Origin of the sequence: Pseudomonas sp. Ag1 (genome assembly GCF_000278565.1) — a bacterium.
Classification (GTDB): domain Bacteria; phylum Pseudomonadota; class Gammaproteobacteria; order Pseudomonadales; family Pseudomonadaceae; genus Aquipseudomonas.
Genome location: NZ_AKVH01000101.1, coordinates 110,545 through 124,247, shown reverse-complemented (window position 1 = coordinate 124,247; position 13,703 = coordinate 110,545). Strand labels below are relative to the sequence as shown.

The 13,703-nt window shown below is 60.1% G+C and carries 15 protein-coding genes; 6 read left to right on the top strand and 9 right to left on the bottom strand.

Annotated features, from left to right (window positions below; genetic code table 11):
* Window positions 1-322 precede the first annotated feature (322 nt).
* Together ompR and A462_RS14305 are read left to right on the top strand one after the other, a co-directional pair.
* Complete coding sequence (gene ompR / locus A462_RS14300) at window positions 323-1,063, top strand: osmolarity response regulator transcription factor OmpR (RefSeq protein ID WP_003213175.1); 741 nt, start codon at window positions 323-325, stop codon at window positions 1,061-1,063.
* A 116-nt stretch (window positions 1,064-1,179) separates the two neighbouring features.
* Complete coding sequence (locus A462_RS14305) at window positions 1,180-2,493, top strand: ATP-binding protein (protein WP_003213176.1); 1,314 nt, start codon at window positions 1,180-1,182, stop codon at window positions 2,491-2,493.
* 124 nt (window positions 2,494-2,617) lie between these two features.
* On the opposite strand, the gene rimK is transcribed toward A462_RS14305, so the two are convergent.
* From rimK to rimA, 3 genes are read right to left on the bottom strand one after another with little or no spacing between them, the layout of a single operon-like run.
* Window positions 2,618-3,523 (bottom strand): 30S ribosomal protein S6--L-glutamate ligase, encoded by a 906-nt coding sequence (rimK, locus tag A462_RS14310; RefSeq protein WP_003213178.1) that lies wholly within the window; start codon window positions 3,521-3,523, stop codon window positions 2,618-2,620.
* Window positions 3,520-4,002: a retropepsin-like aspartic endopeptidase RimB gene (gene rimB, locus A462_RS14315; protein WP_003213181.1), complete on the bottom strand. Its 483-nt coding sequence runs from the start codon at window positions 4,000-4,002 to the stop codon at window positions 3,520-3,522. The genes rimK and rimB overlap by 4 nt, the downstream gene beginning before the upstream one ends.
* Before the next feature lie 16 nt (window positions 4,003-4,018).
* A complete protein-coding gene (rimA, locus tag A462_RS14320; RefSeq protein WP_003213183.1) occupies window positions 4,019-4,798 on the bottom strand; it encodes a S6 modification regulatory phosphodiesterase RimA in 780 nt (259 codons plus the stop codon).
* 116 nt (window positions 4,799-4,914) lie between these two features.
* Here rimA and A462_RS14325 point away from each other — a divergent pair, with 116 nt between their 5' ends.
* A complete protein-coding gene (locus A462_RS14325) occupies window positions 4,915-5,322 on the top strand; it encodes an RNA-binding S4 domain-containing protein (protein WP_003213184.1) in 408 nt (135 codons plus the stop codon).
* Window positions 5,323-5,364: 42 nt separating this feature from the next.
* On the opposite strand, the gene A462_RS14330 is transcribed toward A462_RS14325, so the two are convergent.
* Entirely contained in the window at window positions 5,365-6,165 is an 801-nt protein-coding gene (locus A462_RS14330; RefSeq protein ID WP_008435795.1) for a phosphatase PAP2 family protein, read from the bottom strand.
* 125 nt (window positions 6,166-6,290) lie between these two features.
* On the opposite strand from A462_RS14330, the gene hslO reads away from it, so the two are divergent.
* Both hslO and A462_RS14340 read left to right on the top strand, forming a co-directional pair.
* Window positions 6,291-7,193 carry an Hsp33 family molecular chaperone HslO gene (hslO, locus tag A462_RS14335; RefSeq protein ID WP_003213189.1) on the top strand — a complete coding sequence of 301 codons (903 nt, stop codon included), beginning with the start codon at window positions 6,291-6,293 and terminating at the stop codon, window positions 7,191-7,193.
* A 179-nt stretch (window positions 7,194-7,372) separates the two neighbouring features.
* Window positions 7,373-8,914 (top strand): phosphoenolpyruvate carboxykinase, encoded by a 1,542-nt coding sequence (locus A462_RS14340; protein WP_003213191.1) that lies wholly within the window; start codon window positions 7,373-7,375, stop codon window positions 8,912-8,914.
* 57 nt (window positions 8,915-8,971) lie between these two features.
* On the opposite strand, the gene A462_RS14345 is transcribed toward A462_RS14340, so the two are convergent.
* The 5 genes from A462_RS14345 to A462_RS33460 form a co-directional block, all read right to left on the bottom strand.
* Entirely contained in the window at window positions 8,972-9,823 is an 852-nt protein-coding gene (locus A462_RS14345) for a DMT family transporter (RefSeq protein WP_008435784.1), read from the bottom strand.
* A 114-nt stretch (window positions 9,824-9,937) separates the two neighbouring features.
* Window positions 9,938-10,315, bottom strand: coding sequence for a DUF1493 family protein (locus A462_RS14350; protein ID WP_008435783.1), 378 nt, complete (start codon window positions 10,313-10,315; stop codon window positions 9,938-9,940).
* A 168-nt stretch (window positions 10,316-10,483) separates the two neighbouring features.
* On the bottom strand, window positions 10,484-10,678 hold the full coding sequence (locus A462_RS34280) for a hypothetical protein (protein ID WP_102650689.1): 195 nt from the start codon (window positions 10,676-10,678) through the stop codon (window positions 10,484-10,486).
* A 79-nt stretch (window positions 10,679-10,757) separates the two neighbouring features.
* Window positions 10,758-11,351, bottom strand: a complete 594-nt coding sequence (locus A462_RS14355; RefSeq protein WP_008435782.1) for a putative adenosine monophosphate-protein transferase Fic — start codon at window positions 11,349-11,351, stop codon at window positions 10,758-10,760.
* Complete coding sequence (locus A462_RS33460; protein WP_003213201.1) at window positions 11,351-11,521, bottom strand: YhfG family protein; 171 nt, start codon at window positions 11,519-11,521, stop codon at window positions 11,351-11,353. Before A462_RS33460 ends, A462_RS14355 begins: the two co-directional genes overlap by 1 nt.
* Before the next feature lie 209 nt (window positions 11,522-11,730).
* Between A462_RS33460 and A462_RS14360 the strand changes: the two genes are divergently transcribed.
* Entirely contained in the window at window positions 11,731-13,668 is a 1,938-nt protein-coding gene (locus tag A462_RS14360; protein WP_008435781.1) for a RecQ family ATP-dependent DNA helicase, read from the top strand.
* Window positions 13,669-13,703: the final 35 nt, after the last annotated feature.

Below are 13,703 nucleotides of genomic sequence, written 5' to 3'. Positions count from 1 at the left end.
CCCGGAAAACAAGGCTCGCGAGGCTGGTTGAGCGGCCCGTCTGGCGCCGCTGCCTGGGTCAAGAGGCAGCCTATTGACCCTCGAAATCGAAAAAATCACTACAAGCGGGTGAAAAAAATCCCCTGGCAGTAAACGGTAACGAACTGACGTTGCCCTGCACAAAGGCGCCGCATTATAACCAGCGTTCTGCCCTTGGGGGGATTGCCGCCAAGGTTGTAGGGCGCGGGTTCGCTGGCGGTAGAGGAAAAATCTGCTAACAATGCACACGGTGCGTATAACGGCAGCTACGCCATAATGCGCGCCGAGATAAGAGGAGCATCTAATGAGCAGCACTGCACAAACTGCTGAAGGCGAAAAAATTCTCATCGTTGATGACGATCCGGGGCTGAGCAGCCTGCTGGAGCGTTTCTTCAACTCCAAGGGCTACCGTGCCCGCGCGGTGCCAAACACCGAACAGATGGACCGCCTGTTGGGACGTGAAGTCTTCAACCTGGTGGTGCTGGACCTGATGCTGCCCGGCGAAGACGGCCTGACCGCCTGCAAACGCCTGCGCGGCGCCAACAATCAGATCCCGATCATCATGCTGACCGCCAAGGGCGATGAGCTGAGCCGCATCAAGGGCCTGGAACTGGGCGCCGACGATTACCTGGCCAAGCCGTTCAACCCGGACGAGCTGATGGCACGGGTCAAGGCCGTACTGCGTCGCCAGGCCGCCCCGGTACCGGGCGCTCCAGGCAGCGAAGACGAAAGCGTGACCTTCGGCGACTACGAGTTGTCGCTGGCCACCCGTGAGCTCAAGCGTGGCGATGAAGTGCACATGCTGACCACCGGCGAATTCGCCGTGCTCAAGGCACTGGTGATGAACGCTCGCCAGCCGCTGACCCGCGACAAGCTGATGAACCTGGCCCGTGGCCGTGAGTGGGACGCCCTCGAGCGCTCCATCGACGTACAGATCTCCCGTCTGCGCCGGATGATCGAGCCCGATCCATCCAAGCCGCGTTATATCCAGACGGTGTGGGGTGTGGGTTACGTGTTTGTGCCGGATGGCACTGCAACCAAGTGACCGATGATTTGCAGAGGCGGGCGTGCCGGTGATGACTCGATAAGAGTCAGCCGGTTGCCCGGCGTTTGCAATTCTGCGAGCTTGGCTCGCTCCTGCAAGGTGTCCAGCTGTCTTTTATGAAAACCCCGTTGTGGTTCCCGCAGAGTTTCTTCTCACGCACCCTTTGGCTGGTGCTCATCGTCGTACTGTTTTCCAAGGCCCTGACACTGGTTTATCTGTTGATGAACGAAGACGTGCTGGTGGACCGGCAGTACAGCCACGGTGTCGCGCTGACCTTGCGCGCCTATTGGGCCGCAGACCCCGAGAACCGCGAGAAGATTGCCAAGGCCGCTACCCTGGTCCGGGTCGCGGGCGCTGGCGTGCCCGAGGGCGAGCAACATTGGCCCTACAGCGAAATCTACCAGCGCCAGATGCAGGCCGAACTGGGTGAAGACACCGAGGTGCGGTTGCGCATGCATGTGTCGCCGGCGCTGTGGGTGCGAGCGCCGAGCCTGGGGGAGGACTGGCTGAAAGTGCCGCTGTATCCGCATCCACTGCGGGGGCAGAAGATCTGGAACGTGCTGGGCTGGTTCCTGGCGATTGGCTTGCTTTCCACCGCGTCTGCCTGGATTTTCGTGCGCCAGCTCAACCAGCCGCTCAAACGCCTGGTGTTTGCCGCACGCCAGCTGGGCCAGGGCCGCAGTGTGCGCCTGCCCATCAGCGATACGCCGAGTGAAATGACCGAGGTGTACAGCGCGTTCAACCAGATGGCCGAGGATGTCGAACAGGCGGGGCGCGAGCGCGAGCTGATGCTGGCGGGGGTGTCCCATGACCTGCGCACGCCGCTGACGCGATTGCGGCTTTCCCTGGAACTGATGGGTAACCACACCGACCTTACCGACGACATGGTTCGAGACATCGAGGACATGGACGCGATTCTCGACCAGTTCCTGGCGTTTATCCGCGATGGCCGGGACGAGGTGGTGGAAGAGGTCGACCTGACGGACCTGGTTCGCGAGGTGGTTGCGCCCTACAACCAGAATGGCGAGCAGGTGCGCATGCGCCTGGAGCCGATCCAGCCGTTCGCGTTGCGTCGGGTTTCGATGAAGCGCCTGCTGAATAACCTGATTGGTAACGCGCTGCATCACGCTGGTTCCGATGTGGAAGTAGCAGCCTACGTTTCCGGGGATACCAGTGCGCCTTACGTGGTGCTGAGTGTCATGGACCGTGGGGCCGGCATCGATCCGGCGGAACTGGAAGGTATCTTCAACCCGTTCACCCGCGGCGACCGTGCCCGGGGTGGCAAAGGCACGGGCCTGGGGCTGGCGATTGTGCGGCGGATTGCTTCAATGCATGGCGGCAATGTCGAATTGCGCAACCGGCCGGATGGCGGCCTGGAAGCGCGAGTGCGCTTGCCGTTGGGGCTGATGTTGCCCAGGGACGCGGTCTAAATGTGGGAGCGGGCTTGCTCGCGAAGGCGGTGGGTCAGTCCATAGAAATGTCGACTGATCCACCGCCTTCGCGAGCAAGCCCGCTCCCACACTGGTTTTGCGGTGCTTTATAGGTCGGGTGTATTCAGCCCTTGCCTTTGGTGCGCGTCATATTCGGCCCACCACTCTTCTCCAGATGCTGAATGATGATCCCCGCCACATCCTTGCCGGTGGTGGTCTCAATTCCTTCCAGGCCCGGTGACGAGTTCACCTCCATCACCAGCGGCCCGTGGTTGGAGCGCAATATATCCACACCCGCCACGCTCAACCCCATGACCTTGGCTGCCCGCAGTGCGGTCATGCGTTCTTCCGGGGTGATCTTGATCAGGCTGGCACTGCCGCCACGGTGCAGGTTGGACCGAAACTCACCCGGCTTGGCCTGGCGCTTCATCGCGGCAATCACCTTGTCGCCCACCACGAAGCAGCGGATATCCGCACCGCCGGCTTCCTTGATGTACTCCTGCACCATGATGTTCTGTTTGAGGCCCATGAACGCCTCGATCACCGACTCGGCCGCAGTCGCGGTTTCACACAGCACCACGCCGATGCCCTGGGTGCCTTCCAGCACCTTGATCACCAGCGGCGCGCCGTTGACCATCTCGATCAGGTCGGGAATGTCATCCGGGGAGTGCGCAAAGCCGGTGACCGGCAAGCCAATGCCACGGCGCGACAGCAACTGCAGCGAGCGCAGCTTGTCCCGCGAACGGGCGATAGCCACCGATTCATTGAGGGGAGACACCCCCATCATTTCAAACTGGCGCAGTACCGCGCAGCCATAGAACGTCACGGAAGCACCGATACGCGGGATCACCGCATCGAAGCCTTCCAGCGGTTTGCCCCGGTAGTGGATCTGCGGCTTATGACTGGCAATGTTCATATAGGCGCGCAACGTATCGATCACCACCATCTCATGGCCACGTTCGGTGCCGGCCTCGACCAGGCGACGGGTGGAATACAGACGCGGGTTACGCGACAGCACAGCGATCTTCATGCAGCACCTGTGGCAGAGGTAGTAGAGACCGGGAACACCGGCTTGTCTTGAACGTATTTGACGCCGGGACTGACCACCAGTTGGCCGTCAATCAGGGCCTTGGAGCCCAGCAACAGGCGGTAACGCATGGCCTTGCGGCAGGCGAGGGTGAATTCCACCCGCCATACCCGATCGCCCAGGGCCAGGGTGGTGCTGATCACATACCGCACCTGGGCCTGGCCGTTGGAGCTTTTAATGGTTTTCATCGCCACCAGCGGTGCTTCGCAGCGCCGGTGACGCAGTTGCACCACGCTGCCCAGGTGCGCGGTGAAGCGCACCCACTTTGCACCGTCGCGCTCAAATGGCTCGATCTCGGTGGCATGCAGGCTTGAGGTACTGGCGCCGGTGTCGATCTTGGCGCGCAGGCCTGCCACTCCCAAGTCGGGAAGTGCCACCCACTCACGCAGACCCACAACGGTCAAATGGTCAAATGTCTTCAATATGAATAACCGGCAATTAATTCGCCCAAGCGGCGGGTGATACCTCGGCCAGGGCTTTGAATGCAGGCTTGGCGAACCAGTAGCCCTGCATCAGAAATATTCCACAGTCGGCGAGAAAGTCCCGCTCGCCGGCACTTTCGATGCCCTCGGCGATGACAGTAACGCCCAACTGCTCACAGATTGTGACAATCCCCCGGACGATCACCTGACGGACACGATCACGGTCGACATCGCGGATCAGCGCCATGTCGAGTTTGATCAGGTCAGGTTGGAAATCGGCCAGCAGATTCAGCCCCGAATAGCCCGCCCCGAAATCGTCGATGGCGGTCTTGAAGCCGAATTCGCGGTATTCACGCAGAATATTCGTCAAATGGCGATAGTTATCTACATGCTCGCTTTCCAGGGTCTCGAAAATCAGCCGATCCAACGGAAAATTATGCGCCCGGGCCGCCTCCAGGGTGCTGCGAATGCACAGTTCTGGTCGATAGACCGCATTGGGCATGAAGTTGATTGAAAGGTGCGTCTGCATGTTGAGTGTCGAAGCGGTGGCGATCGCGCGGGTGCGGCATTGCTGGTCGAAACGGTAGCGATTGCTGTCGTTGACCTGATCCAGCACCGTCAACGCGCCCTCACCGTTGACGCCGCGCACCAAGGCTTCATGGGCAAAGACCGACTGGTCACGCAGGTCCACGATAGGCTGATACGCAAAGGCAAACTCAAAGCCCAGCGGCTCACTTTGCTGGCAGCCCGCACAGGCTTGTTTGGGCGAGGTCAGTGAAATGGGAAAGTCGGTCACACGTTAACCTCGCGAAAACAGGATGCTACCTGGCGTATCTTAGGTGAGCTCAAGGGTTTATGCGTTGAAGGGTTTCAACGGTAAAGTTGCGACATTTTTCAGAGCGAGGAATTCAAGTGGCTCAGAAGCAGGAAGAGGAAGAAAAAGTCCGCTTGGACAAGTGGTTGTGGGCGGCGCGTTTCTTCAAGACCCGTGCCTTGGCCAAGGCGGCGATCGAGAGTGGCAAGGTGCATTGGCGCGGCGAGCGTTGCAAGCCCGGCAAGGAGCCGCGCATCGGCGATGAGTTCCAGATCCGTGCCGGGTTTGATGAACGAACCGTCGTGGTCCAGGCGCTTTCAATTGTGCGAAGGGGCGCTCCCGAGGCGCAGGCGTTGTATACCGAGACCGAAGCCAGCATCGCCAAGCGCGAAAACGCGGCGGCCATGCGCAAGGCCGGCTCCCTGGGCATGACCACCGACGGCAAGCCAAGCAAGAAACAGCGGCGCGACCTGTTCAAGTTTCGCGGCAGTGGCAATGATGATTAATCGGCAGACCGCAGGAGCCAGGTCGGCTCCTGCTATTTCAACTCAAACGCTGCGAATCACGCTCAAGCGATTAACCAGCGGTACTCGCCGAAACAACTCAAACACCGGGCCCGTCACTCGCACCAGCCCCCGCGAAACCTTCGCTGCAAAGGGCGTGTAGTAACCCCAGCCCAACGCCAACAGCGCCAGCAACACCCCACCGATATAATCGTCCTGCCCCCAATGCGCACCGGCTACCAGCCGCGGCATCATGAACAGCAGCGCCAAGCCCCAGATCACCAGCACCTGCCCGATCCGCTTGGCAAACACGGTCATGAACATGCCCCAGATCAGCAATACCGATGCATGATCCCCCGGGAAGCTCTGGCTGGAGCGGTCCTTCAACTCCCATGTCTTCTCCAGGCCCGGGAAATAGTCGCTCATCTGAATCGCGCCGCTGATCACCATCGACGGGCTATGGTGTTGCCAGCCCATCTGCGCCGCCAGCTTGGAAAACAGCATGCGGATAAACAGCAACAGCAGCAGAATGCCCAGGAAGCCGAAAAACGCCTGGCGCACTTCAATCGCCTTGAACACCCACTCGCCGCGGACCAACAGCGTCAGCAGAATCACCCCGACCACCGCGTCAAACGGCCGCAAACTGGCCACCGCCCACACATGCAGCCACGCCGAGCTGCTTGCCAGCGGGTCATTGAGCAGATGAAACAGCCACTCGTCGAAAACCGTGCAGAGCGCCTGGCCCGCCGGCCAGAGCCAGAAACACAACAGCCCCACAGCGAGTAAATTACACAGGGCCAAGCGCCCGAGGTTCCACTTGGCTTGGAACAGACCCGGATTGTTCATAAACTGTTTCCTCTTTGCTTTAAAGCGCTTCGTTTTCCCGCAGAAGGCCGCACCAAAACGGTGCTAAAGCGTGTAATTTTATAAACGTTGTCATCATTTTGTCATCAATTCAGATACCCAGACCTATGACTGATCTACCGGATACCGACTTCACCCAACGCTTCATCTTCGACGACAGCGACGCCCGCGGCGAACTGGTCGCCCTGGAGCGCAGCTATGCCGAAGTCCTCGCCAAGCACCCCTATCCGGAGCCGGTTGCACAATTGCTCGGCGAACTGATGGCGGCCGCCTCGCTGCTGGTAGGCACCCTGAAGTTCGACGGCTTGCTGATCCTGCAGGCCCGCTCCGAAGGCCCGATCCCGCTATTGATGATCGAATGTTCCAGCGAGCGCGAGATCCGTGGCCTGGCCCGATACGACGCCGACCGGATTGCCCCCGACGCGACCCTGGCCGACCTGATGCCTGACGGCGTGCTGGCGTTGACTGTCGACCCGACGGTTGGCCAGCGCTACCAAGGCATCGTCGACCTCGACGGCGAAACCCTGTCCGACTGCTTCACCAACTATTTCGTGATGTCCCAGCAAGTGGGCACCCGCTTCTGGCTCAACGCCGACGGCAAGCGCGCCCGTGGCCTGCTGCTGCAACAACTGCCGGCCGACCGCATCAAGGACGAAGAAGACCGCGCCGACAGCTGGGCCCACATCACCGCCCTGGCCGGCACCCTGAAAGCCGAAGAGTTGCTGGGCCTGGATAACGAAACCATCCTGCACCGCCTCTACCACGAAGAGGCCGTGCGCCTGTTCGACGTGCAGTCCCTGCGCTTCCACTGCAGCTGCTCCCGCGAGCGCTCGGCCACTGCCCTGGTCAGCCTGGGCCTGGAAGATGCGCAGGACCTGGTGGTGGAACACGGTGGCAACATCGAGATCGACTGCCAGTTCTGTAACCAGCGCTACCTGTTCGACGCCGCCGATATTGCTCAATTATTCGCCGGCGCGGGCGTAGACACCCCTTCAGGCACCCGCCACTAAAACGTTTAAGCACAGGTAAATCACCTGACAAACGCCGGATTTCCGCCGTTCTGACCGGAGGGCCCTACTCTTTTTGGGCTTTTCTGGCATAATCCGGCCCACTTTTTTCGCGGTAGTAGTGCGCAACTTTCTACTACAAAACGTTTGGAGCACTCGGCCACTGGCCGACGGGGAACCTCATGACGCAAGCCAATAACGCCGTATACACCGATCTGAGTGTTGACGATCTGGTCAAAGAAGCCCTGCAGCGCGGTGAAGGCGTGCTTGCCGATACCGGTGCGCTGGTCGTAGAAACCGGTCATCGTACCGGCCGTTCGCCAGTTGACCGCTTCATCGTTGAAGAGCCTTCCACCCAGGCTGCCATTGCCTGGGGCCCGATCAACCGCAAGTTCCCGGCCGACAAGTTCGATGCCCTGTGGGCTCGCGTCGAGGCTTTCAACAACGCGCAAGAGCATTTCGTTTCCCACGTTCACGTAGGGGCTGCAGAAGACCACTACCTGGCCGTGAAAATGACCACCCAGACTGCCTGGCAGAACCTGTTCGGTCGTTGCCTGTTCATCAACCCGGCCCAGTACAACCCGGCCGGTCGTGAAGAGTGGCAAGTGCTCAACGTGGCCAACTTCGAATGCGTGCCAGAGCGTGACGGCACCAACTCCGACGGTTGCGTGATCCTCAACTTCGCCCAGAAAAAAGTCCTGATCGCCGGCATGCGTTACGCCGGTGAGATGAAAAAAGCCATGTTCTCGGTGCAGAACTTCCTGCTGCCGGCCTCCGACGTGCTGCCGATGCACTGCGCAGCCAACATCGGCGAAGCCGGCGACGTGACCCTGTTCTTCGGTCTGTCGGGCACCGGTAAAACCACCCTGTCCGCCGACGAAAGCCGCTACCTGATCGGCGACGACGAACACGGCTGGGGCGAAGGTGTGGTGTTCAACATCGAAGGCGGTTGCTATGCCAAGTGCATCGACCTGTCCGAGAAGAACGAGCCGGTGATCTGGAAAGCCATCAAGCACGGCACCGTGCTCGAAAACGTGGTGATCGACGATGCCAAGCACGCCGACTACACCAACGTCAGCCTGACCCAGAACAGCCGCGCCGCCTACCCGCTGGAGCACGTGGCCAAGCGTTCCGAGAAAAACCTCGGTGGCGAGCCAAACGCTGTGATCTTCCTGACCTGCGACCTGACCGGCGTACTGCCGCCCGTGTCGATCCTCAGCGAAGAACAAGCGGCCTACCACTTCCTGTCCGGCTACACCGCTCTGGTGGGCTCGACCGAAATGGGTTCGGGCGGCGGCATCAAGTCGACCTTCTCCACCTGCTTCGGCGCGCCATTCTTCCCACGCCCGGCTGGTGAATACGCAGAACTGCTGATCAAGCGCGTGCGCGGCTTCGGCTCCAAGGTCTACCTGGTCAACACCGGCTGGACCGGCGGCGGCTACGGCGTTGGCAAGCGCTTCAACATCCCGACCACCCGTGGCGTGATTGCAGCGATCCAGAGCGGTGCGTTGATTGGTGCCGAGACCGAGCACCTGGACACCATCAACCTGGACGTGCCATTGGCCGTACCGGGCGTCGAGACTGGCCTGTTGAACCCACGTAACACCTGGGCTGACAAGGCTGCCTACGATGAAGCGGCGAAAGCGCTGGCGGGTCTGTTCATCGAGAACTTCAAGAAGTTTGAAGTGAGCGATGCGATCAAGGCTGCGGGTCCGAAGTTGTAAGATTCGGCCGTTATGAAAAAGCCGCCCCTAGTGGGCGGCTTTTTTGTGGGCGAAGGATCAGTCGACGAGGTGCAGAACCACGGCTCCCACTAACACCAGCACCACACCGGTCACTTGCACCGCTGACACCCGCTCCTTGAAAAACACAAACCCCAGAATCGCGGCGATCCCACCGGACAGGGTGCTGATCACCGTCACCACGGAAACCGACCCCGCCATTGCACCCCACGAGAACGCCGAGAACCCACCCAGGTTCATCAGGCTCGCGCTGGTCAGCGTTGCGCAGTTTTTCAGCGGTGGGATTTTCAGGCCGTCTTTGATCTTAAGCACCATCAACACCAGGACGCACAGGCCAACCAAATACCCAAGCCAAAGCATCGTGACCGGGCCAAGCGTCGGCAGGGTGTAGCGGCCCTGTACCCAAAAGCTTGTGCCGTAGAGCAACGCTGCGAGCATCGCGTAGGCGATTGAGCGGCTGGAACTGTTGTGAGGGACGCCATTGTCCTTGTGAATGCTGGACAGGATCACGCCAATTACGCAGAGAGCGATGCAGCCGAGCTGGATCAGGCTGATGTGTTCGCCGCTGGCCCATGACAGCAAAGTAGTCACGACACCGTAGGACGTCACCAGCGGCGCGACAATGGCCGCTTTGCCCAGCGAGAAGGCCTTGGACAGCGCAAGGGCGCCGGAGACGGTCAGCAGGGCTGCTGCGGCTCCCAGGAGCCACACACTCAAAGGCGCCGCGAGGGATTTGACGAGGAAGGCCGGGAATATGACCAGCAGCAGGGTCATGATCAGGAAGCCCAGCGCCTGGCCGAAGTACACCGCGCGTTTGACGCCGACAGCTCGGGCGTTGAGGCCCACGAGGAAGTCCGTGCCGCCCCAGAGCAGGGCGGCCAGCAGGCCCATTAGTACGTCCATGTAAGGTCCTTGTTATTTTTTGAAGGCTGCGGTGTATTGGCTTATAGGTGTGCTGACTGTCCGGGCCTCATCGCGGGCAAGCCCGGCTCCCACAGTTGATCTTCAGCGTGTTTGGGGTTTGTGTTCGCTCAGGTTTTCCAGGGTTTGGGTGTCCCAGCGTTGGGTCTTGATCGCGAGGTATAGCATGCCGATGGTCAGCGGGATTTTGTCGCCGCGGCCTTTGGCACGGTGTTTCAGGAAGACGTCGAAGGCGGGAGGTTGGAAGTAACGATAAGCGTCGTAGTCGTTCAGGTCGACGGCGAAGCCTTGTTCCAGCGCTTCCATCAATTGATTGGCTTCGGCGCCGTCGCAACCCAGGTCCAGGTTGATGGCCGTTTCAAGGCGCAGCGTCTTATGTTCAGGCAGGCCAATTTCTTCATCCAGCAGTTGCAAGAGCTGTTGCATGGCAAAGTCTTCAGGAAAGTTGGGGGCCAGGTTCATGGTGGTTACGCGTGAGTGGGCAGGGCGACAGACTTTATCGATCGAACCGTGATCCTTCAAACGAAACAGGTCAAATGTGGGAGCCGGGCTTGCCCGCGATGGCGGTGTGTCAGTGGTAGAAGTGTTTTCTGACACACCGCTATCGCAGGCAAGCCAGCTCCCACATTTCTAGCTCTGCGACTGCTCAGGTGGGGTTCGCTTTACGGCGTCGGTGGTGGTGAGTTGCATCATGCCGGTTTGGGCGGCTTCCAGTAGATCGCAACCGTCCTGGACGAGCAGGTACAGGGCGTTGGTGATGTACTGATCGTTCCCACGCTCCGCGTGGGAATGCATCCCGTGACGCTCCGCGTCACCAGTGTTCATGGCTTGGGTCGTGCGCGGATGACGGGACGCGGAGCGTCCCTGGCGGCATTCCCACGCGGAGCGTAGGGAACGATCGGGGCTAGCGCGGGGTACTGATACACCGCTCGAAAATCGCCTCCAACCCCCGATAATCACACGCCACCGCATCAATGTTCGCCGGTATCCACGCTGCGTTCTTCACCAGCCACCAGTTCACCGAAAACCCGGCATTCACGATGATCTGCTCGAACAGAATCCGCTGCGCCCGGCCGTTCCCTTCGCGAAACGGGTGGATCACGTTGAGGTCGCCATAAGCTTCGGCGACTTGCGTCACCAACTCCGCCTGCGTCACCCCGACAAACCAGTTCGCCTGCGCCATGTGCTGGATGATCTTGCTCGCCTCAGGCGGGATACGCTCCGGTGTGCAGAACAGCGTGTCGCCTTTCTGGATGTTGACCGTACGCAGTTCCCCGGCCCATTCGTAAATGTCTGCGAACAGGGTGCGGTGGATGTGTTGCAGGCGTTCCAGGTCGTAGGGCGGGGGATACAGCGGAAGGCTGCCGACAGCGATTTCAGACAGTTCCCGCTCGGCCTGGTGCAGGCGTTCTTCGTCGAACAAATCGAGGCGGTTACGCAGGACGCTGCTACCGGGGTAGCAGTACGGGTCCTGGCCCACGCCATATTTGTCGAGCATCAGCGTGGGGTGTTGCGGTACTTGGCGAGGACGGCTTCGCGGGTCGGCAGGGGTTTGTCGACGTCGGCGGGCTGGGTGTCGAACCCTTCCAGGCGCAGGCTGGCGAGGTAGTTGGAACGGCGGATCTTGTCGTAGTGATCCTGCTTTTGCTCAAACGTCAGTTCGGCCATGACAGCGTCCTCTCGGTGCGAAGGTTGATTGTAGCGCAATGAGTTTCGAGATGCGTCCCGCGTAAGGTTGGAACGATTCTTACGGGTGCCTACTCCACTTCCCAGGCTGTGTATCATCCAGACTCTTTTTTCCTTGCGACCTTTCTCGATTCGCTGAATGCGCTGGTCTATGTTTTGGGCTCGTTCAGCGGTCAATGGAGTGACAGCTTATGCACAACACCCTCCAACAGGTCTTTGGTTATCCACAGTTTCGTTTGGGCCAGGAGGCGGTGGTCAGTGCCGTGCTGGCCGGCCGTTCGGCGGCGGCGATTTTTCCCACCGGTTCCGGCAAGTCCCTGTGTTATCAACTTTCCGCCGTGTTGCTGCCGCACCTGACGCTGGTGGTGTCGCCGTTGCTGGCGCTGATGCAGGACCAGTTGGGTTTCCTGCAGCGCCACGGTATCTCGGCGGGCAGCATCGACTCGGCCCAGAGCCGCGATGATGCCAATGACGTCATGGCCCGGGCGCGTTCGGGCGAGCTGAAGATCCTGATGGTTTCCGTGGAGCGCTTGAAGAACGAGCGCTTTCGCAACTTCCTGCAAAGCGTGCCGATCTCGCTGCTGGTGGTGGATGAGGCTCACTGCATTTCCGAATGGGGCCATAACTTTCGCCCGGACTACCTGAAGCTGCCGGATTACCAACGCCAGTTCCGCATCCCCCAGGCGCTGCTGCTGACCGCCACGGCGACGCCCAAGGTGATCGCTGACATGCAGGCCAAGTTCGCCATTGCACCTGACGATGTGATCACCACCGGGTTCTACCGCTCCAACCTCAACCTGCTGGTTGAGCCCGTCAGTGGCCAGGACAAGCGACGACGGCTGGTGACGTGGATGCAGGAGCGAGCCAATCAGCCAAGCATCGTCTACGTCACGCTGCAAAAAACCGCGGAGCAGATTGCCGAGCATTTGAATCGCAATGGAATCCAGGCCGAGGCTTATCACGCGGGCCTGGCTCACGATAAGCGGGAGGCCATTCAGAAGCGATTCATGGGCGGTCAATCCAACTGCATCGTCGCCACCATTGCCTTCGGCATGGGCATCGACAAAAGCGATATCCGCAACGTGGTGCACTTCGACCTGCCCAAATCCATCGAGAACTACAGCCAGGAAATCGGCCGCGCCGGGCGTGACGGGCAGCCGTCTGAGTGTCTGGTTCTGGCCAACCGCGACAGCCTGAATATCCTGGAAAACTTTGTGTACGGCGATACGCCGGAACAGGAAGGTATTCGCCGAGTCCTGGAGGAAATACAGGCGGTCCGTGCCGATGGACAGTGGGAGTTTATGCTCCGCTCACTGTCGGACCACAGCAACATCCGTGAACTACCGCTGAAGACCTTGCTCGTGCAGCTTGAACTCAAGGGTGTGATTGCGCCGCGCTACGCGTTTTATGCCGAATACCGCTTCAAGTATTTGATTGAACCAGAGGCATTGCTGGCGCGTTTTACCGGCGAGCGGCAGCAGTTTGTCGCAGCGATTATCCAGGTCTGCAAACGGGCGAAAACCTGGGCGACGGTGGACTTCGACGCGCTGTATCAACAGCACCAGGCCGAGCGCAGCCGGGTGGTGAAGGCCCTGGATTACTTTCAGGAACAAGGCCTGATCGAGATGGAAAGCCGGCAGATGACCGAGGTTTACGCCCTGCTGAATACCGACTTCGATCCACAGGCGCTGAGCACGGAGTTATACACAGGCTTCAAGCAGCATGAGGTAACGGAGGTGGCGCGAATTCACGCCATGCTGGATCTGTTCGCCACAGAGGAGTGCCTGGGTTACCGCCTGGCGCACTATTTCGGCGATGAAAACGCGCCCCGGCAGTGCGGGCACTGCTCGGTGTGCCACGGTAACGTCGCCCACTTGCCGGCGCCGCCGAGCTTGCCGCCGCTTGTGGATAAAAACTTTCTCGCGCTTTGCGGTGAATTTATCCACAGCCACCATGAATACAGCGGCGACTTGCCGAGCGCGGAGCGGCTGACACGGTTTTTATGCGGTCTCAGCGTGCCGTTGTTTACCAAGCTGAAGGCACGAGGGATTCCAGGTTTCGCGGTACTGGAGGAGTATCCCTATGCAGAGGTTCGTGAATGGGCGGAGGCAGGGTTGGAGGCACTCTGATTTCCGGTCTGGAAGGTCGCGCTTTCCCTTCCAGT